Raw genomic sequence first — 20205 nt, 5'->3', positions numbered from 1 at the left:
ACTATTTAGAATAAAAAATGGGCAATTAAAGTTATAATTGGCAAGGTTATTAAAGTTCGTTCAATGAAAAGAATAAATAAATCTTTTAAATCAACTGGAATCTTGGAACCTATTAAAAGGCCTCCTACTTCAGACATATATATGAGCTGTGTTACTGAAATACAAGCTACTATAAAACGAGTAAGTTCACTTTTTATAGTTCCAGCAGCTATTACAGAAGGAAGAAACATATCTGCAAAACCAACCACTAGAGTAGAAGCGGCAGAAGCAGCCTCTGGTACTCTTAAAACTTTAAGCAATGGAATAAAAGGCATTCCAAGTAAGTTGAATATAGGTGTATATTCAGCAAACATCAATGCAAGAGTGCCTAAGGCCATGACTACTGGAGTAACTCCAAACCACATATCAAAAACATTTTTTATTCCGTCCAAGAAAAACTTTTTTATATCATTATTTTTATCAGCTCTTTCTATTGCCTGCGAAAGTCCCCAGCTAAAAGCAGAATACCCATTTGGAATAAGCTCGCTAGCAGCTTTTTTATTGTTATTATAATAAGTGTCAGGTTTTTTAGAAAGAGGAGGTATTCTTGGGACTATAAATGCAGCTATTATACTAGATAAAGTTACTGTAAGATAAAATGGTATGAACATATGTCCAAGCCTAACTTGAGAAATAACTACTAAAGAAAATGTAATAGATACTGCAGAAAAAGAGGTACCTATTACAGCAGCTTCTCTAGCTGAATAGTAGCCGTCTTCATATTGTTTACTTGTTAAAAGAACTCCTATAGTTCCATCCCCAAGCCAAGATGCTATACAGTCAACTGACGAACGCCCAGGTAAGTTAAAAACTGGTCTCATAAATTTAGTAAGCAAAGTTCCAAAAAACTCAAGCAGTCCAAAGTCCAGTATTAAAGGAAGAAACAAACCTGCGAATAAAAAAACAGCAAATAATATAGGAAGGAGACTATATAATAAAAGCCCACCAGTATCTTCTGAGTATATAATCTCACTTCCAATTTTAAAGAAAGTAGATATTACAAATATCATTCCCAAGATTCTGGTTAAAAACCAAGCTGGAGTTATATCAAAGAGATTTTTTAAATAATCATTATTTGTTATAAATTTAGGTTTAAATATTTTAGTAATTATTGTTATAAAAGATGATATTATTATTAAAATCATCATTATTAAAGGTAAATAATCTTCTAGAAAAATTTGAATATTTTGAGAAAAAAATGCAACTGGTATTGTAATCTCTTTATCTAAACGTATAGGTGTCATGAATAGAAGTATACCTATAAAAGAGGGTATAAGAAATTTAAAGTAGCTTTTAAGAGAATATTTATTCTCTTTTTTATTAGTTGTTTCTATCATAATTTCCTCCTAAGTATTTTTATATTTATGCAGCAGTACTTATATTAATACAAACCGTAGAATTTTACAATATCTTAATTAAAATTTTATTGAAACAAAATTTCCTAAGTTAAAGTTTAATTTCAAGTACATTTATATTTTGCTAAAAATATTATATATTAAGGAAGGTGGTATAGGTGGAGGGGAATCGTGATAGAAGTAAAAAAGAAAAAAAAATAAGATCAAAAGGATTTAATAATATATCTGAAACGGCACTGGCCGAAGCCAAGGCTTTATCAAATATTGGATATAGATTAATGCTTATAGGGGATGCCATTGTTGTATCTACAACAGATCCAATAGCAATTTTACAAGCGGCGCTAATAAAATTAGTTGCAGGTATTATTTTAACTCAATCTACTATGATATACGTGAATGAAAATAGAAATTCGGAGAATCCTATACCAGAAGAATTGAATATGCTTAAATTTATAGGCAGTGTTTTAAGTATAGTAGGTGCAGTTATATCAACAAAAGTGTTGTTTGATGAAACCGCATTAGGACAAGTTCAAGCATCGGTGATTCCGCCTTTTGAGTTTATAACCTGATAGAAATTATAATTTTATTAAGAATATATTAAGTGTTACAACTTTAGAAGTAACTTCATAATATATATGGTAGTAAACTATAGGAGGTAATTTTTTAATGGCATATATAAGAAATCATATGGAAAATAATATGGGACCATATGTTATGGCGGATTTTTATAAGAAAGCTTTAAATGATGTTCTAAAGTTAATCAAAAGAACTGTATCAGGAGAAAAGGAAGATGAAATGTTCTATGATTGTCTTGTGGACATGGCACCTACAAAAGAACAAAAAGAGATAATTAAGTCTATAAAGGATGATAAGAAAAAACATAACATTATGCTTAGAAGAATTTACAGAGATCTTACTGGAAGAGACATAGATGTGGATAATTGTGAGAAAGTTGAAAAGCCTAAATCCTATGTTGAAGGTATAAGAAAAGCTTTATTTAAAGAGTTAAAAGCAGTAGAAACTTATAGAAAAATAAGACATCAGCTTCCATATATTCTATATAGAGATATGTTATTTGAGATTATTACAGATAATCTGGAACATGGAATAAAATATAACTATATACTTTACTTAAATCCTCTTTCTAAAAAGCATATACATTGTAAAGAAAATAAAGAACACAAAGGAAAGACAAAAAAGAGACTTGCGGAAAAAGTAAATAAAATAGGAGCATCTATAAGTGAAGTAAGCGAAAATGTTTTTGATAAAGCAAAAGAAAAGTTTATAGAAGAAAATATGTTAGAAGAAGTCATAATTCCAGGAATAATGGCAGGGGTAAGAAGTGTTTATATGGAAGATGATAAAAGGGAAAATAAAGAAAAATTAAATATAAAACAAGATGTACTAATAAATTGTTTAGGACAATTAACAGAATCGGCACTAACAAAGTTAAAAGAAAAAGTTGATATAGAAGGATTTGTTCAAAAATATATAATTCCTCAGTTAGTTGAAACAGAATAATATAATCAAAATATTTTTGTTGAAAAATATTTTTGATATGTATAAATATCACATTTTTTGTCCATAATATCCACCAAGGGAGTGATATTATGGAAAAAAAGAAGTTATTTTCTTTAGGAGTTGCTATTTTATTAGTTCTTACTTTTTCAGTAGGATATTATATAGTAAAAACTAATAAAAAAGATTCATCAAATATTTCTAAGAGTCAGTACCAAGGGCTAGCCATTGATACAAATGCGAAAAAAATATATGATGAAGAGGCTTTGAAAAAACAAGTAAATAAAGGTGACGAGATTTTGTTTGAAATTAATTGCAATAAAAACGGAAAATTTATTGTAGAGAGAAGTAAAACTGCTGAAGAAGAAGGACTAGTAGGTAAAAAAGGAGTAGATTTAGAAGAAAAGTATAAAAAATATGGGTATAAGTTGAAGAAAATTGATAACGGGAAAGTAGAAATGATTAGGGAACCCATAAAATATAAGCCAAATAGATATGTGCTTTTATGTGAAAACAATGAAATTGTAATAGCTAAAAGTGATAACAATGGAAGTATATTTGATGAAAATGGAAACATTATAAAAAGAGAAGGTACTGGAACAAAAATATATAGTTTAAGAGAGCAGGATATATTCAATATAATAAATGGAGATGAATCTATACAGTTTGACAGTATTGAAAAATTAAATGATGGTATAAAGGATTTTGATATAAGATATGAGATGCCTGAATAAGGTGTTTCATATCTTATTTTTGCTATAAATTATATTTCATTTAATGATGTGATGGTACTTAGAGTTGATAATTTATATTCAAAATGATAAAGTATTATATTGTATAAAGAAATTTCTGGAGGTATTTGTCTTGTTTGATTATATTAAGGGTGTATACAAAGGATTAAATAAAGATTATATAATTGTAGAAAATAATAATATTGGGTATAAAATATACACTTCAGGGAGCACTATGGCTAAGATGCCTAATATAAATGAAGAAGTTAAAATATACATAGAGCAAATAGTGAGGGAAGATTTTATAGGTTTATATGGATTTTTAACAGAAGAAGAAAGAGAAATGTTTAATTTACTTTTAACCATTAATGGGGTCGGAAGCAAAGCTGCATTATCACTTCTTTCCATTAGTAATGTAAATAATTTAAGATTAGCAATTTTGTCTGAAGACTATAATACATTAATTAAGGCACCTGGGATAGGAAAGAAGACAGCACAGAGGATAACCTTAGAACTTAAGGACAAAATAGGAGCAATAACAAATGAAGAGGAAGATTACCTAGAAGTTGCTGCAAGCTTATCGGATAATACTTCTAAGAAATATAATGAATCTATTGAAGCTTTACTTTCTCTTGGATTTTCACAAAAGGAAGCGGAAAAAGCTCTTAAAACTGTAGATATAAATGAAAGCTTAGAAGAGATAATTAAAAATAGCTTAAGATATCTAATGAACTAGGGGGGAGTAGACGTGGAGAATAGAATTCTATCCTCTTCTTATAAAAAAGAGGATACGGAAATAGAGTACTCTTTAAGACCTCAAACCCTTAAAGAATATATAGGCCAAAAAAAGGTTAAGGAAATGCTGAGCATCTTTATAGAGGCAGCAAAGTTGAGAAAAGAATCTTTAGATCATGTTCTTTTATATGGCCCTCCTGGACTTGGTAAGACTACTTTAGCCAATATTATAGCAAGGGAGATGGGAGGGTCTTTAAAAGTAACATCAGGACCGGCTATAGAAAGAGCAGGAGACTTAGCAGCTATACTTACTACTTTAAATGATTATGATGTGTTATTTATAGATGAAATTCATAGACTTAACAGAACTGTGGAGGAAATATTATATCCAGCTATGGAGGATAATGCTTTAGATATAGTAATTGGTAAGGGAGCGGCAGCAAAGTCTATAAGACTAGATTTACCTAAATTCACTTTAATTGGAGCTACAACAAGAATAGGACTTTTAACAGCACCTCTCAGAGATAGATTTGGAGTCTTAAGTGCTATGGAATTTTACCAAGAGGATGAGCTGAGAGAAATAATAATAAGATCTTCAAAAATATTAGGAATACCAATAACGGAGGATGCAGCCTCAGAAATTGCTAGAAGATCTAGAGGAACTCCTAGAATAGCTAATAGAATTTTAAAAAGAGTTAGAGATTATTGCGAAGTAAAAGGGAATGGAAAAATTGATTTAGAATTGGCAAAAGAAGCTTTGCAACTTTTGGAAGTTGATGAAGAAGGCTTTGACAAGATAGATAATAAAATATTAGAGGCAATAATAGAAAATTTTAATGGTGGACCTGTAGGAATTGAAACATTAGCCTATTTTATAGGAGAAGAGCTGGATACTATACAAGATGTATATGAGCCTTATCTTTTGCAAAAAGGCTTTATAGTAAGAATGCCTAGAGGAAGAAAGGCTACTGAAAAAGCTTATAGACATGTAGGAAGAAAATTTGGAGAACAAACTAAGTTGACATAAGAGGAGTGAAAACTTTGAAAGTTAAAGATTTTGATTTTTATTTACCAGAAGAATTGATAGCACAGCACCCACTAGAAAAAAGGGATGAGTCAAGACTAATGGTGGTTGACAAAAATAGTGGAAATATAGAACATAGAATATTTAAAAATATAATAGATTATCTAAACGAAGGAGATTGTCTTGTTCTTAATAATACAAGAGTGCTTCCAGCAAGGCTTATAGGGGAAAAAGAAGGCACTGGAGGAAAGATGGAATTTCTTCTTTTAAAAAGAATTGATGTTAATACATGGGAAACTTTAGTTAAGCCGGGAAAGAGAGCAAAAATTGGAGCAAGATTTATTTTTGGTGGAGGAGAGCTTAAAGCAGAGGTTAAAGAAATTGGAGAAGATGGAAGCAGAATAGTTCAATTTGAATATGAAGGAATCTTTGAGGAAGTTTTAGATAGACTGGGTGAAATGCCTCTACCTCCATATATAACTGAAACACTAGAGGATAAAGAGAGGTATCAAACAGTATATTCAAAGGAAGCAGGATCTGCTGCTGCACCAACTGCAGGGCTGCACTTTACAGAGGAACTTTTAACTAAGATAAAGGATAAAGGAATAAAGTTAGCTTTCGTAACACTGCATGTTGGACTTGGTACCTTTAGACCAGTTAAAGTTGATACTATAGAAGAACATCATATGCATTCAGAATACTATACTATGTCTAAAGAAACAGCAGAAATCATAAATGAAACAAAAGAAAAAGGCGGAAGAGTAATTGCAGTAGGAACTACATCCTGCAGAACTTTAGAGACAATAGCAAACGAAGAAGGAAGGGTCAGAGAGCAATCTGGATGGACTAGTATTTTTATGTACCCAGGATATAAATTTAAGATAGTAGATGCATTAATAACCAACTTCCATTTGCCAGAGTCTACATTAATCATGTTAGTAAGTGCTTTTTCAAGTAGAGAAATTATTATGAAAGCTTATGAGGAAGCTGTAAAAGAAAAATATAGGTTCTTTAGCTTTGGAGACGCAATGTTCTTAAAATAGTACGAAGGGAGAAAATATAGTGTTTAAGTTACATAAGAAGGAAAAAAGAGCAAGACGTGGAGAATTTATAACTCCTCATGGAGTTATACAAACTCCTGTATTTATGAATGTAGGGACTTTAGCTGCCATAAAAGGTGCAGTATCCACTATGGATTTAAAAGATATTAGATGTCAAGTAGAGCTATCTAATACATATCATCTACATTTAAGACCAGGGGATAAAATTATAAAACAATTAGGCGGACTTCATAAATTTATGAATTGGGATAGACCAATACTTACAGATTCAGGCGGATTTCAAGTGTTTTCTTTATCTAAAATTAGAGAAATAGAAGAAGAAGGAGTAACCTTTAGGTCTCATATAGATGGAAGAAGAATATTCATGGGACCAGAGGAAAGTATGCAGATACAAAGCAATTTAGCTTCTACTATAGCAATGGCATTTGATGAATGCATAGAAAACCCATCCCCAAGAGATTATGTAGAGAAATCCGTGGCTAGAACTACAAGATGGCTTGAGAGATGTAAAATAGAAATGGATAGATTAAATTCTCTGCCAGATACCATAAATAAAAAGCAAATGCTATTTGGAATAAATCAAGGTGGAGTTTATGAAGATATAAGAATAGCTCATGCTAAAGAGATCTCAAAGATGGATTTAGATGGTTATGCTATTGGAGGTCTTGCAGTAGGGGAAACTCATGAAGAAATGTATAGAATTATAGAAGCTGTAGATCCATATCTTCCAGAAGATAAACCAAGATATTTAATGGGAGTTGGAATTCCAAGTAACATTCTTGAAGCGGTATCAAGAGGAGTTGACTTTTTTGACTGTGTATTGCCAGCTAGAAATGGAAGGCATGGACATGTATTTACTAAATATGGTAAAATAAATTTGATGAACGCTAAATTTGAACTTGACAGCAGACCTATTGATGAAGGATGTGATTGTCCAGCGTGTCAACATTATACCAGAGCTTATATTAGACATTTATTTAAGGCTAAAGAAATGTTGGCTATGCGTCTTTGTGTACTTCATAATTTATATTTCTATAATAAGTTAATGGAAGATATAAGAGATGCTATTGATGGAGGATATTTTGAAGACTTTAAGGCACAAAAACTAGAAGAATGGGGAGGAAGAGCTTAAGACGACATAGTCAGAAAATATTATATTAAAGAGAAGAGGTGAAATTATGACACAAGGAAGTAGTCTTATAGCCGCTGCATTACCATTTGTAATTATGTTAGGCTTATTCTACATAATTATATTGGTTCCAGAAAGAAAAAGAAGAAAAAAATACAATGATATGTTAGAAGGAATGAAAATAAATGATGAGATATTGACAAGAGGAGGAATTATAGGCAAAATTGTAAAACTTGAAGATGATTTTGCTATAATAGAATCAGGGCCTGATAGAATAAGGTTTAAAATAAAAAAGAATGGTATTGCAGCTGTCTTAAGTGAAAAGTTAGAGGAAAAATAGTCTAAAGCCAGGAATAAAACACTTCTTAGATACATAGATATTAGTAGATAGGAGGTGTTTTAGGTGGAGGAAAAGGGCAATCTAATCTTTATTGGGCAAGGAGTAATTAGAGGATTTTTTCTTACCCTGGCCATGTTAATTCTCTATTCTGTAGTAACGTACTTCGTAAAATCCAATCCCAAAATAGATTCGGTATATTTTGTAGCTATAACAGCCTTTAGTGTAATGTATGGTTCCATATACTCTGTAAAAAAGATACAAAAAAGAGGATGGCTTATTGGACTTTCTGTTGCAATTATATACATGTTAGTTGTTTTTTTAGTATCAGCACTTAACGGAAGGGGTTTTAGTATTTCAAGCTATGGAATACTTAGAATAGTTTTAGCTCTTTTTGTAGGTACACTTTCTGGTATGCTAGGTATAAATATATAAAATTGCTTTATTTAATAAAAAATGTGTGATATAATCTTACAGTACAATTTTATAGTGACGATGGAGGGATTTATATGAAACATATTAAAACAGTAAACAAACAAAACATAAAAGAAAGTTTAAATAAACCAGGTTGCAAAGAATGTGCTAACTCATGTCAATCAGCATGTAAAACATCTTGCACAGTTGCTAACTTAGCTTGTGAAAATTAATATCTTAAAATGAGCAGTAACGCAAAGTTACTGCTTTGTACTTATATAAGGAGGAAAAGAAATTGGCACTAATACATAAATTTATTCAGGATGGAGAATTTTTTATATTAGATGTAAACACAGGTTCAGTACATATAGTTGATGAACTGGTTTATGATTTGTTAGATGACAATATACTTAAGTCAAAGGAAGAACTTATTAAAGAATTTGGGCATAAGTATTCTGCTCAGGATATAGATGAAGCTTATGAAGAAATACTTGAACTTAAAAAAGAAGGCTATTTATATTCAAAAGACAGCTATGAAGATATAGCATTAAGTAGCCAAAATTCTAAAGACTTTATAAAAGCCTTATGCCTTAACATTACTCATGATTGTAATCTAAGGTGTAAATATTGCTTTGCAGATGAAGGTAAGTATCATGGGGCAAGAAAAGTTATGTCTCCTGAAGTTGGTAAAAAAGCAATAGATTTTGTTATTTCTCACAGTGGACCTAGAAGAAACATAGAGATAGATTTATTTGGTGGAGAACCATTAATAGCTTTAAAAGAAATAAAGGAAATTGTAGCTTATGCAAGAGAGCAAGAAAAAATTCATAATAAAGTAATAAGATTTACTATGACTACTAATGCTACTCTTTTAACGGAAGAAATTATGGACTATATTGATAAAGAAATGGGGAACATAGTTTTAAGCATTGATGGAAGAAAAAAAGTAAATGATAATGCTAGAATAAGGGTAGACGGGAAAGGAACCTATGAAGACATTCTTCCTAAAATAGAAAGAATGGTAGAGAAAAGAGATAAATCTAAATCTTATTATGTAAGAGGAACTTTTACAAGGGATAACACTGATTTTTATGAGGACATAAAGCATTTTGCAGATTTAGGTTTTAAAGAAATATCAGTGGAACCAGTAGTTCTTCCAGATGAGCACCCATTATCTTTGAGAAAAGAAGATTTACCTACTATATTTGAAAATTATGATAAATTATATAAAGATATGCTTCAAAGACAAAAGGAAGGAAATGAATTTAAATTTTATCACTTTAATATAGATCTTCAAGGAGGTCCTTGTGTTTATAAGAGAATATCAGGATGTGGAGCAGGACATGAATATATAGCTGTGACACCAGATGGAGATATATATCCATGTCATCAATTTGTAGGAAATGAAGACTTTAAAATAGGAACTATATTCGATGAAGATGAAAAAATAAATTGGAATATTGGAAAAAAATTTAAAGCTGCACATATATATAACAAACCAATTTGTAAAGAGTGTTGGGCAAGATTTTACTGCAGCGGTGGATGTCAAGCTAATAACTATAATTTTAATGGAGATATCCATGTGCCTTATGAAATAGGATGTGAAATGCAAAAAAAGAGAATAGAATGTGCTATTGCACTAAAAGCAAAAAAAATGGAAGAATAGTACAACAATTACCTATTATTGACTATAATGTTTAAAAGTAATATAATAAATTATAATTATGCTTAAAACAAAGTGCGAAGGGGGATAAACATGAGAAACGTAAGAAGCAATAAGTCCCAAAAGACTAAAAGCACAGTTATTTTTATAGTTTTAGTATGCCTTGTTGGCTTATTAGCTTATAGTGGATTTGCAGGAATTAAAAATATTTTTGGATATAGAGTAAAACCATTTAGTGAGGCTATAAATAGAGGATTAGACTTACAAGGTGGTATATCCGTGCTGGAAGAAATTAAAGCTGATAATGTAGATAATGACACTATAGAAAGAACTATAGAGATGCTATCTATGAGAGTTAATCCAGATGGAGTAAAGGAAATTTCAATTCAAAGAGAAGGAAAAAATAAAATAAGAATTGAAATTCCTGGAGAGTTTGATTCTAAAAAAGTTTTAGATAGCATAGGAAAAACTGGTAAACTTGAATTTAAAGGGCCAGATGATAAAGTTATTTTAACAGGTAGCGATGTTGAAAATGCAACAGCATATTTAGATGATATGGGAAATCCAACAATAGGACTTGAGCTTAAATCTGAGGGAACAAAAAAATTTGCAGAAGCTACTAAAAAGTTTCTTAACCAGCCTATATCAATATATATGGATGAAGAATTGCTTACTAGTCCTACAGTACAATCAGTTATAACAAATGGAAAAGCAACTATAACAGGAAGTAAGTCGCTAGAAGAAGCTAAAAGACAAGCAAACATAATAAAGTCAGGAGCACTTCCAGTAACCCTAGAAGCTGTTGAATTTAAAACAGTTGGAGCTACTCTAGGTTCAAATGCTCTTCCTTTAAGTATGAAAGCAGGAGCAATTGGAATAAGTTTAATACTATTATTTATGATTATTTACTATAGAAGACCAGGCATTATGGCTAGTATTGCCTTAATTATTTATGTTATATTAGTTTTAGGAACTTTTGCAGCAGTTGGAGTTACATTAACTTTATCCGGTATTGCAGGATTTTTGCTTACTGTAGGTATGGCTGTTGATGCTAATGTACTTATATTTGAAAGGATAAAAGAAGAGCTAAAGTTAGGTAAAAGTATTAAAACGGCAGTAGATGCAGGTTTTAATAGAGCATTATCTTCAATACTAGATTCTAACATTACAACTATTATAGCAGCCGTAGTATTATATTATTTAGGCTCAGGTGCTGTAAAAGGTTTTGCAACTACTCTTATGATAGGTATAATAATAAGTATTTTTACTGCCCTTACAATTACAAAAGCACTGATTAAACTAGGTATGGAAATGGGAATCTTAAATAATGTTTCTCATTTCGGCGTTAAGAGGGGGTAAGGAGCATGCTAAAGATTGTAGAAAAAACAAAAGTATGGTTTGCTATATCAATCATCACAATAGTTGTTGGTATGATAGCATTAGGAGTTAAAGGCTTAAACTATGGAATAGATTTTCAAGGTGGTACTGTAGTTACAATAGAGATGGGTAAAAATTTTAATCAGCAGGTAAAAGAAGAAGCTGATACAATAATAAAAAAATACGATTCTCAAGCATTAACTTATATAGCTAATGAGACGCAATTAGAGATTAAAAGCAATAATCTAAATAGTGACAGCATAAGTAAAATGTTCAACGAGCTAAAAGGTAAATATAAACTTGAAGAAAAAGCACTATTATCACAAAACAATGTTGGTCCTTCTGTAGGTAATGAGCTGAAGAAAAAGACAGTAAATGCACTGCTAGTTGCAACAGCAGCTATGCTTATATACGTAGGATTTAGATTTGAAATAAAATTTGGAATATCAGCTATTTTAGCATTAGTTCATGACGTTCTAGTAACTATAGGTGTATATGCTATTTTTCAAATACCGGTAAATTCTCCTTTTATAGCAGCAATGCTTACTATAATAGGATACTCTATTAATGATACTATAGTAATATTTGACAGAATAAGAGAAAATAGAAAAAAAATGAGGGGGAAAAATATAACTGAAATTGTTAATACAAGTGTAACTCAAACCATGTCAAGATCTATTAATACAAGTTTGACTACATTGATTACAATAGTGGCTGTTTATATATTTGTTCCATCGGTTAGAGAATTTGCATTTCCTCTAATAATAGGTATTGTATCAGGAGCTTATTCTTCTATATTCGTAGCAAGTCCTATATGGGTTCTTCTAAAAAAATATGAGAAAAATAGAAAAAAAGTAGCAGCATAATAAAATGATTCTATAAAATAAAGCTAGTTCTTTGCAGGATTAGCTTTATTTTTATATGCATATTGTCGATTTATAAAAAAGTATTTGTAATAATGAAGAATTTAAATTATAATATTATTTGCTTCCTATAAATTCTGGGGGATTATATGTATGAAAAAATATTATTCTTATGATGATTCGTATAATGATTTATTAAATTTAACAAATTTATATGATTCATTTTTGCTAATGGGATTAGAAAAAGGACTAAGTAGAATTACTAAAGCTGTTAACCATAGAGAAAGAATAGTTGTCTATGGTTCATATGACGTGGATGGAATTACCAGTGTTTCTTTGCTTATGCTCATTTTGAAATACTTAAATGCAAATGTAGAATATTACATACCAGATACTATAGAAGAAAACATATTTAATTCCAAGGTCATAGAGGACCATATAAAATTATTAGGTGCAGATTTAATAATTACAGTAGGATGCGGTATTAATTCATTTGAGGAAGTAGAATTATGTAGAAAACTTGGAATAGATATTATTATTACAGATTATCATCATCCTAAAGATTTAATTCCTAATACAATAGTCATTAATCCCAATCAGCCAGGGTGTCCTTACCCTTTTAAGGATTTAAATGCAGTAGGTGTAGTATATAAACTGGCTTATGCTATAGCAAAGCAATATCATATGAATTGCATAGAAAAATACTTAGATTTAGTAGCCATAGGTATAGTTTCATCAGGTAAATCTTTAGTTGGAGAAAATCTTATTATGCTTAAAAAAGGCATGAAATACCTATCTAATACAAATAATTATGGTATAAATGCTATAAGAAAGATTAATAATATAGATAATATAGATTATGAGGCGCTATTATATCTAAGCAATATTATTATGCCTAAAATAAATGCCATAGGAAGAATGGATGATGCCAGAATAGCCGTTGAACTTTTTACAACTTTAGATAAAGAAAGAGCAGAGCAGATAGCAAAATACATGAATAAAACTAGAAAATTGAAAATTGGATTATTAAACTATTAAAATATCATCGTAGATTGTTAATTACTCTTGAATAAAAGAGCGACTTTAATATATAATTTATAAGTACGAATTAATAAAAAATAATGTGTATCTGTATATAGATATAGGGGGAATATAAGTTGAATTTAAAAGAAAATATAAGAATAATTGAAGGATTTCCAAAGGAAGGAATAAGTTTTAAGGATGTAACAACACTATTAAGTAATGGAGAAGCTTTTAAGAGTTCTATAGATCAAATAGTAGACTATCTAAAAGATAAGAATATAGATATAATTGTTGGACCAGAAGCTAGAGGATTTTTATTTGGTACTCCAGTTGCATACGCTTTAGGTGCTGGATTTGTGCCTGTAAGAAAAAAAGGTAAACTACCATGCGAAACAATAAGCGTTGATTATGATTTAGAGTATGGCACTGATACTTTACAAATGCATAAAGATGCTATAAAGCCAGGTCAAAGAGTAGCAATAGTAGATGATTTGCTTGCTACTGGAGGAACTATAGAATCTGTAATAAAATTGATTGAGAAGCTTGGAGGAGAAGTTGTAAGTGTTGACTTTATAATTGAGTTAACAGATTTAAAAGGAAGAGAAAGATTAAAAAATTATGATGTAATGTCTTTAGTAAAATATGATATCTAATTGTATTACTGTGCGGTTTTTATTGCAAAGTTCTACATGATATTATATAATTATTATAAAAAATGTCGGCTGGTTATATAAACCAGCTTTTGATTTTAGGAGAGAATTTGTATGCTGGATGATTTATTACAAGTAATCGATAGAAACTGTAATAATGTAAATAAAGAGATAATTATTAAGGCCTATAATTATGCTGAAAGTGCACATAAGATGCAAAAAAGAGTTTCAGGAGAACCTTATATTGTACATCCAGTTGAGGTGGCTTGTATTTTAGCTGAAATGGGTCTTGATGAAAATACAATTGCAGCAAGTTTGCTTCATGATGTAATAGAAGATACTGAATTTACCTATAAAGACTTAGAGGATAAATTTAATTCTGAGATAGCTAATTTAGTTGAAGGAGTAACTAAGCTTGGTAAAATAGAGTATAAGACCAAGGAAGAACAACAGGCGGAAAATGTAAGAAAAATGCTATTTGCCATGACTAAAGATATAAGGGTCATATTGATAAAACTAGCCGATAGGCTTCATAATATGAGAACTTTAAAGTATATGCCTGTTGAAAAGCAAAAAGAAAAAGCAAAAGAAACTTTAGATATTTACGCACCTTTAGCTCATAGGCTAGGCATATCTAAAATAAAATGGGAACTTGAAGATTTATCTTTAAGATATCTACATCCAAATGAATACTATGACTTGGTGAGAAAAGTTGCAGAAAAGAGAAGAGAAAGAGAAGAATATATAAGTAAAATAATAAAAGAGTTAAAAGATAAGCTTGATTCTGCGGATATAAAAGCGGAAATAGAGGGAAGACCTAAGCATTTTTACAGCATATACAGAAAGATGGTTGTTAAAAATAAAACTATTGATCAAATCTTTGATTTGACAGCAGTTAGAATACTTGTTAATGATGTAAAAGATTGTTATGCAGCTTTAGGTATAGTTCATACAATGTATAAGCCAATTCCAGGCAGGTTTAAAGATTATATAGCTATGCCTAAACCTAATATGTACCAATCTCTTCATTCTACGGTGATAGGTCCTCAAGGAAAGCCTTTTGAAATACAAATAAGGACTTATGAAATGCATCATACATCCGAATATGGTATTGCAGCCCATTGGAAGTATAAAGAAGGTACAGCTAAAAATGAAGATAAAGATTTTGAGACTAAATTGGCTTGGCTTAGAGAAGTGCTAGAATGGCAAAGAGAAACTTCCAATCCTGAAGAGTTTATGGAAAACTTTAAAATTGATATGTTCTCGGATGAGGTTTTTGTGTTTACTCCAAAAGGGGCAGTTATAAACTTACCATATGATTCTACTCCTATAGATTTTGCTTATAGAATTCATACTGATATAGGTCATAGATGTATAGGGGCAAAGGTAAATGGTAAAATAGTTCCACTGGATTATAGATTAAAAACAGGAGAAATAGTAGAAGTATTGACATCATCAGTGCCTAAAGGACCTAGTATAGATTGGTTAAATATAACTAAGAGTAATCAGGCAAAATCTAAGATAAAAGCTTGGTTCAAAAAAGAAAAAAGACTAGAAAATATAGAAAAAGGTAAAGAAATTATAGAAAAAGAATGCAAAAGGCAAGGAATTAACTTTGGGAAAGTTGCAAAAGGAGAAGCGTTAGAGAGCGTATTAAAGAAATATAATTTTAATACAATAGATGACTTATATGTTGCAATTGCTATAGGAGCGCTGAATGCATCTTCTGTTATAAATAAATTAATAGGTTTTATAAAGAGTCAAGAAAAGGAAGAAGAAAGTTTAGAAGAGATAAAACAACAGCTACAACATGCATCTAGTAATAAAAGGAAAGCCAATTCACCGGGAGTTAGGGTTAAGGGCATAGATAATGTGTTGGTTAGATTTGCAAAATGCTGTAACCCTGTTCCAGGCGATGCTATAACAGGATATATAACCAAAGGCAGGGGTGTGTCTGTACATAGACAAGACTGTGAAAATGCAAAGGCCTTAATACTAAATGATGGAAGTAGAATTATAGAAGTAGAGTGGGAAGATGAGAAATCAAGAAAGTCAGAATATATTACGGAAATTGAAGTTAGAGCGGAAGATAGGCATGGAATTTTAGCAGAAATAATGGAGGCTATTATCCATACAAAAATTGCTTTATATGCAGTAAATGCTAAACCTTCTAAGGCTAATGTAGCTATAATAACTATTAAACTAAGAATATCTGATATTGAAAAACTAAAAGAAGTTATGAGAAAAATGAGAAAAATAAAAGGAATAATTGCAGTATATAGAACTAAAAATTAGAGTGTTAGTTCTATATACTTTAATTTTAGTTATAAAATATATAAATGGGGTGTAGAATAATGAGGGCTGTGGTCCAAAGAGTCAAATGTTCTAAAGTAAAAGTAGACGGTAATATTGTTGGAGAAATAAAAAAAGGATTTAACGTATTATTAGGTATATCAAAAAATGATACTATAGAAGATGCTAAGTATTTGAAGGATAAAATTATAAATCTAAGAGTATTTGAAGATGAAGATGGAAAGCTTAATAAATCATTAAAAGAAGTAGGAGGAGAACTTCTTATTGTTTCTCAGTTCACATTATATGGAGACTGTAGAAAAGGAAGAAGGCCTAATTTTATGGAAGCTCTTGGAGGAGAAGAAGCCAAAAAGCTTTATTTAGATTTTGTAAATTTGTGTAGGCAAGAACTGGATAAAGTTGAAACAGGTGTTTTTGGAGCAGAGATGGAAGTTGACATAAAAAATGATGGCCCTGTTACTTTAATGATAGACAGTAAAAAAACTTTTTAGAATATTATTATAAAAAGGAGTTAGTAGAATGAAAATAAAGAGAATTCCTGCAGGAATTTATGGTGCAAATTGCTATATACTATATGATGAAAATACAAGAGTTGGATGTGTAATAGATCCAGGTGGAGATGCAGATGTACTTATAAAAGAAATAAATAATTCTAAAATAGAACCCAAATTTATACTATTAACACATGGACACATAGATCATGTTGGAGGCGTTGAAGAACTAAAGAAGAATTATAATATTCCTGTTTATATAAATAGGAAGGATAAAGAACTTATGAATGGAAGAGGAGGAGTTTTCGGCTTTCTCTGGAATGTAACTGAGGAAGATAAGGATATAAAAGATGGAGATGTATTAAGGCTTGGAGATCTTGAAATTATATGTATTGAAACCCCAGGGCATACTCCAGGAGGAATGTGTTTTTTGGTTAACAATGTAATATTTACAGGAGATACTTTATTTCATGGCTCCATTGGAAGAACGGATTTTCTAGGAGGGGACTATAGGGAGTTAATAAGTAGCATAAAGACTAAGCTTATGTCTCTTAGTGATGATATAATTGTTCTTCCTGGACACGAAGGTAAAAGCAGCATTGGCTTTGAAAGAGAACATAATCCATTTCTTTAAAAATTGACAATTAAATTTGTTACTGGATGCTGCTTAATGCCAAAAGGGGTGAAGCAAAAAATAATGATAAAGATAAAATTAAATGATGAAGCTTATCGCTATGATGTATATCATATGTTTAATCTTTTTTATAGCTTTACAAATATTGATTTTGTAGATAAAGATTATGATTATGAAGTTGATATAATTAAAAATAAGCTTTCTATAAAGGGCAAAGATGAGAAGTTTAGAAATTTTAAAATAAATAATGAAGTGAATATTAAAGAGCAGGTTAGAGAATCTGTTTTTAGGTATTTAAAAGATAGAACAGGGAAAGAGCTTCCTTGGGGAATACTTATAGGAATAAGACCTACAAAAATAGCTCTTGACATGATGGACAGAGGATTAAGTGAAGATGAAATAATAAAATTTTTTAAGAATAAAAGATTCGTAAGAGAAGATAAGGCAAAGCTTTGTATAGATGTAGCAAAGGTTGAAAAAGAAAAGGTAAACAAGGATTCTAAAACTATAAGCATATATATTGGTATGCCATTTTGTCCTACAAGATGTTTATATTGTTCTTTTGCCTCAAACCCTATAAGAAGCTGTAGAAATTTAGTAACTCCTTATCTTGAGGCCTTAAGCTATGAAATTGAAGAAATAAAAAAGTTTATTGAAATCAAAGGACTTAATATAGAATGCGTTTACTTTGGAGGAGGCACACCAACTGCTATAAACGATGAAGAATTTAGAAGCATTTTATGTAAAATATATGAAAGCTTTGTGAAAGGAAGAGCTGTAAAGGAATTTAATGTAGAATGTGGAAGGCCTGATAGTATAACTGAAGGCAAGCTAAAGTCAATGAAAGAGTTCAATGTGAACAGAATAAGCATTAATCCTCAAACTATGAATGATGATACTCTTAAAGCTATTGGGAGAAATCATACTGTTCAAGATATAATAGATAAGTTTAACTTAGCTAGAGAGTTAGGTTTTGAAAATATTAATATGGACATTATAGTTGGATTACCAAATGAGGGATTAAGACATATAGAGAAAACTTGTTCGGAAATTTTAAAACTGAATCCAGATAGTATAACGGTACATGGAATGTCTTTAAAGAGAGCCTCAATACTTCATGAGCAGATTTTTAATAAAAAGTTAGAAATGAAACAGCAAGATGAATTGATTCAAATGTATGAGGAAACTGCTGAATTGGCTAAAAGACTTGATATGAAACCTTATTATATGTATAGACAAAAGAATATGGTTGGCAATATGGAGAATGTGGGATATTGTAAGCCTAACAAAGAAGGATTATATAATATTGAAATGATTGAAGATAAACAAACTATAATAGCCCTAGGAGCAGATGCTGTAACTAAAGCAGTTTTCTTAGAAACAAATAAAATAGAGAGATTTGGAAATTTAAAAGATGTTAAAGAATATATAAATAGGATAAAAGAGAAAGTAGAAGGAAAAATAAGGTTTTTAGAAGCTCTTTATGAGTAAACAGTTTACAGTTTCTCATTTTGGTTTTATAATTTATACTTAGTGCAATGACTAATTCATGAAACAAAAGGAGAGTGAAAATATGGCCATCCAAGCTCCAAAGGGTACAAAGGATTTGCTTCCTATGGATTCATATAAATGGCAGTATATAGAGGAAAAACTAAGTAACATAGCAAAACTATATGGATGCAGAGAAATTAGAACTCCTATATTCGAGCATACTGAGCTTTTTGAAAGAGGAGTTGGTGAAACTACAGACGTAGTTCAAAAGGAAATGTATACTTTTTTAGATAAAGGAAATAGAAGTGTTACATTAAAGGCAGAAGGAACAGCCCCAGCTGCAAGAGCTTTTATTGAACATGGACTTTTTAATGAAGCCTTACCTATAAAAATGTATTATTTTACTCCAGTATTTAGATATGAGAATGTTCAAAAAGGCAGATTAAGACAGCATCATCAGTTTGGGATAGAGATTTTTGGTTCTACAGAAGCTTCTGTGGATGCTGAAGTTATAAATTTAGCTATGACAGCCTTTAAAAATTTTGGTATAAATAATTTGGAATTAAACATAAATAACATAGGTTGTCCAGAATGTAGAAGTAAGTATAATGAAGCTTTAAAAAATTATTTCAATGAAAGATATGAAGAGCTTTGTGATACATGTAAGAGCAGATACGATAGAAATCCAATGAGAATTTTGGACTGCAAAAACAAAAAATGCAAGGAAGTAGGAAAAGATGCTCCTATAATATTAGATTATGTTTGTGATGATTGCAAGGAGCATTTTGAAAATTTAAAAAAATATTTAGAAGCTCTTAATATTACATATAAAGTTAACCCTTATATAGTTAGAGGTCTTGATTATTATACAAAAACAGTATTTGAAATAATCAATAATGATATAACTGTGTGCGGTGGTGGAAGATATAATAATCTTATTGAACAAATAGGAGGAAAATCAACACCAGCAGTAGGATTTGGTATGGGAATTGAAAGACTTCTTTTGACCTTAGAAGAAAATAACATATCAATTCCTGAACCAAATTATATGGATGTATATATAGGTTCTATGGGCGAAAAAGGGAAAATAGAAAGTTTAAAAATAACTAATGCTTTAAGACAAAAAGGTATAAAAGCAGATTGTGACCATATGGGTAAATCTGTCAAGGCTCAAATGAAATATGCAAATAAAATTGCCGCAATTTATAGTATGATTATAGGGGATACAGAAATATCAGAAGGCAAAGCAAAACTTAAAAGAATGGAAGATGGAAACCAGATTGAAGTATCACTAAACAACCTGGATGAAATAGTAAAACTTGTAAAAGAAGTTTAATGAAGATTGTCAATGGTTACT

21 protein-coding genes are annotated in these 20205 nt (G+C 30.4%); 20 read left to right on the top strand and 1 reads right to left on the bottom strand.

The window, feature by feature from the left end; genetic code table 11:
- Positions 1-5: 5 nt before the first annotated feature.
- Positions 6-1376 (bottom strand): YjiH family protein, encoded by a 1371-nt coding sequence (locus CPAL_RS03060; protein WP_106024078.1) that lies wholly within the window; start codon positions 1374-1376, stop codon positions 6-8.
- Between the two features lie 176 nt (positions 1377-1552).
- Here CPAL_RS03060 and CPAL_RS03055 point away from each other — a divergent pair, with 176 nt between their 5' ends.
- From CPAL_RS03055 to hisS, 20 genes are all read left to right on the top strand, one after another.
- Positions 1553-1963 carry a hypothetical protein gene (locus CPAL_RS03055; protein ID WP_061857016.1) on the top strand — a complete coding sequence of 137 codons (411 nt, stop codon included), beginning with the start codon at positions 1553-1555 and terminating at the stop codon, positions 1961-1963.
- Positions 1964-2060: 97 nt separating this feature from the next.
- On the top strand, positions 2061-2915 hold the full coding sequence (locus tag CPAL_RS03050) for a ferritin-like domain-containing protein (RefSeq protein ID WP_061857015.1): 855 nt from the start codon (positions 2061-2063) through the stop codon (positions 2913-2915).
- An 89-nt stretch (positions 2916-3004) separates the two neighbouring features.
- Positions 3005-3646, top strand: coding sequence for a hypothetical protein (locus CPAL_RS03045; protein ID WP_106024077.1), 642 nt, complete (start codon positions 3005-3007; stop codon positions 3644-3646).
- Between the two features lie 130 nt (positions 3647-3776).
- On the top strand, positions 3777-4379 hold the full coding sequence (gene ruvA / locus CPAL_RS03040; protein WP_061857013.1) for a Holliday junction branch migration protein RuvA: 603 nt from the start codon (positions 3777-3779) through the stop codon (positions 4377-4379).
- A gap of 12 nt (positions 4380-4391) precedes the next feature.
- Positions 4392-5405, top strand: a complete 1014-nt coding sequence (gene ruvB, locus CPAL_RS03035) for a Holliday junction branch migration DNA helicase RuvB (protein WP_061857012.1) — start codon at positions 4392-4394, stop codon at positions 5403-5405.
- A 14-nt stretch (positions 5406-5419) separates the two neighbouring features.
- The gene (gene queA / locus CPAL_RS03030; protein ID WP_106024076.1) at positions 5420-6445 is read left to right on the top strand and encodes a tRNA preQ1(34) S-adenosylmethionine ribosyltransferase-isomerase QueA; all 1026 of its coding nucleotides are present in this window, start codon (positions 5420-5422) and stop codon (positions 6443-6445) included.
- A 19-nt stretch (positions 6446-6464) separates the two neighbouring features.
- Complete coding sequence (gene tgt, locus CPAL_RS03025) at positions 6465-7595, top strand: tRNA guanosine(34) transglycosylase Tgt (protein WP_061857010.1); 1131 nt, start codon at positions 6465-6467, stop codon at positions 7593-7595.
- A 46-nt stretch (positions 7596-7641) separates the two neighbouring features.
- On the top strand, positions 7642-7932 hold the full coding sequence (yajC, locus tag CPAL_RS03020) for a preprotein translocase subunit YajC (protein WP_061857009.1): 291 nt from the start codon (positions 7642-7644) through the stop codon (positions 7930-7932).
- Positions 7933-7995: 63 nt separating this feature from the next.
- Positions 7996-8364 carry a TIGR04086 family membrane protein gene (locus CPAL_RS03015; protein WP_061857008.1) on the top strand — a complete coding sequence of 123 codons (369 nt, stop codon included), beginning with the start codon at positions 7996-7998 and terminating at the stop codon, positions 8362-8364.
- A gap of 74 nt (positions 8365-8438) precedes the next feature.
- Positions 8439-8576 carry a six-cysteine ranthipeptide SCIFF gene (gene scfA, locus CPAL_RS03010; protein ID WP_061857007.1) on the top strand — a complete coding sequence of 46 codons (138 nt, stop codon included), beginning with the start codon at positions 8439-8441 and terminating at the stop codon, positions 8574-8576.
- A gap of 62 nt (positions 8577-8638) precedes the next feature.
- Positions 8639-10009: a thioether cross-link-forming SCIFF peptide maturase gene (scfB, locus tag CPAL_RS03005; RefSeq protein ID WP_061857006.1), complete on the top strand. Its 1371-nt coding sequence runs from the start codon at positions 8639-8641 to the stop codon at positions 10007-10009.
- Positions 10010-10099: 90 nt separating this feature from the next.
- Complete coding sequence (gene secD / locus CPAL_RS03000; RefSeq protein WP_106024075.1) at positions 10100-11365, top strand: protein translocase subunit SecD; 1266 nt, start codon at positions 10100-10102, stop codon at positions 11363-11365.
- A 5-nt stretch (positions 11366-11370) separates the two neighbouring features.
- Entirely contained in the window at positions 11371-12249 is an 879-nt protein-coding gene (secF, locus tag CPAL_RS02995; RefSeq protein WP_106024074.1) for a protein translocase subunit SecF, read from the top strand.
- A 150-nt stretch (positions 12250-12399) separates the two neighbouring features.
- The gene (locus CPAL_RS02990) at positions 12400-13284 is read left to right on the top strand and encodes a DHH family phosphoesterase (RefSeq protein WP_106024073.1); all 885 of its coding nucleotides are present in this window, start codon (positions 12400-12402) and stop codon (positions 13282-13284) included.
- Positions 13285-13403: 119 nt separating this feature from the next.
- Positions 13404-13922 (top strand): adenine phosphoribosyltransferase, encoded by a 519-nt coding sequence (locus tag CPAL_RS02985; protein ID WP_061857002.1) that lies wholly within the window; start codon positions 13404-13406, stop codon positions 13920-13922.
- 111 nt (positions 13923-14033) lie between these two features.
- Entirely contained in the window at positions 14034-16214 is a 2181-nt protein-coding gene (locus CPAL_RS02980) for a RelA/SpoT family protein (RefSeq protein WP_106024072.1), read from the top strand.
- Between the two features lie 59 nt (positions 16215-16273).
- Positions 16274-16723 (top strand): D-aminoacyl-tRNA deacylase, encoded by a 450-nt coding sequence (dtd, locus tag CPAL_RS02975; RefSeq protein ID WP_061857000.1) that lies wholly within the window; start codon positions 16274-16276, stop codon positions 16721-16723.
- A gap of 28 nt (positions 16724-16751) precedes the next feature.
- The gene (locus tag CPAL_RS02970; RefSeq protein WP_106024071.1) at positions 16752-17357 is read left to right on the top strand and encodes an MBL fold metallo-hydrolase; all 606 of its coding nucleotides are present in this window, start codon (positions 16752-16754) and stop codon (positions 17355-17357) included.
- 60 nt (positions 17358-17417) lie between these two features.
- On the top strand, positions 17418-18848 hold the full coding sequence (locus CPAL_RS02965) for a coproporphyrinogen III oxidase (RefSeq protein WP_061857294.1): 1431 nt from the start codon (positions 17418-17420) through the stop codon (positions 18846-18848).
- A gap of 82 nt (positions 18849-18930) precedes the next feature.
- Positions 18931-20184 carry a histidine--tRNA ligase gene (gene hisS, locus CPAL_RS02960; RefSeq protein ID WP_106024069.1) on the top strand — a complete coding sequence of 418 codons (1254 nt, stop codon included), beginning with the start codon at positions 18931-18933 and terminating at the stop codon, positions 20182-20184.
- Positions 20185-20205: the final 21 nt, after the last annotated feature.

It is taken from the genome of Clostridium thermopalmarium DSM 5974, from assembly GCF_002995795.1.
Taxonomy (GTDB): Bacteria; Bacillota; Clostridia; order Clostridiales; family Clostridiaceae; genus Clostridium_H; species Clostridium_H thermopalmarium.
Note: the sequence above shows the minus strand (reverse complement) of the source record. Positions and strands in the feature narration are given on the sequence as shown.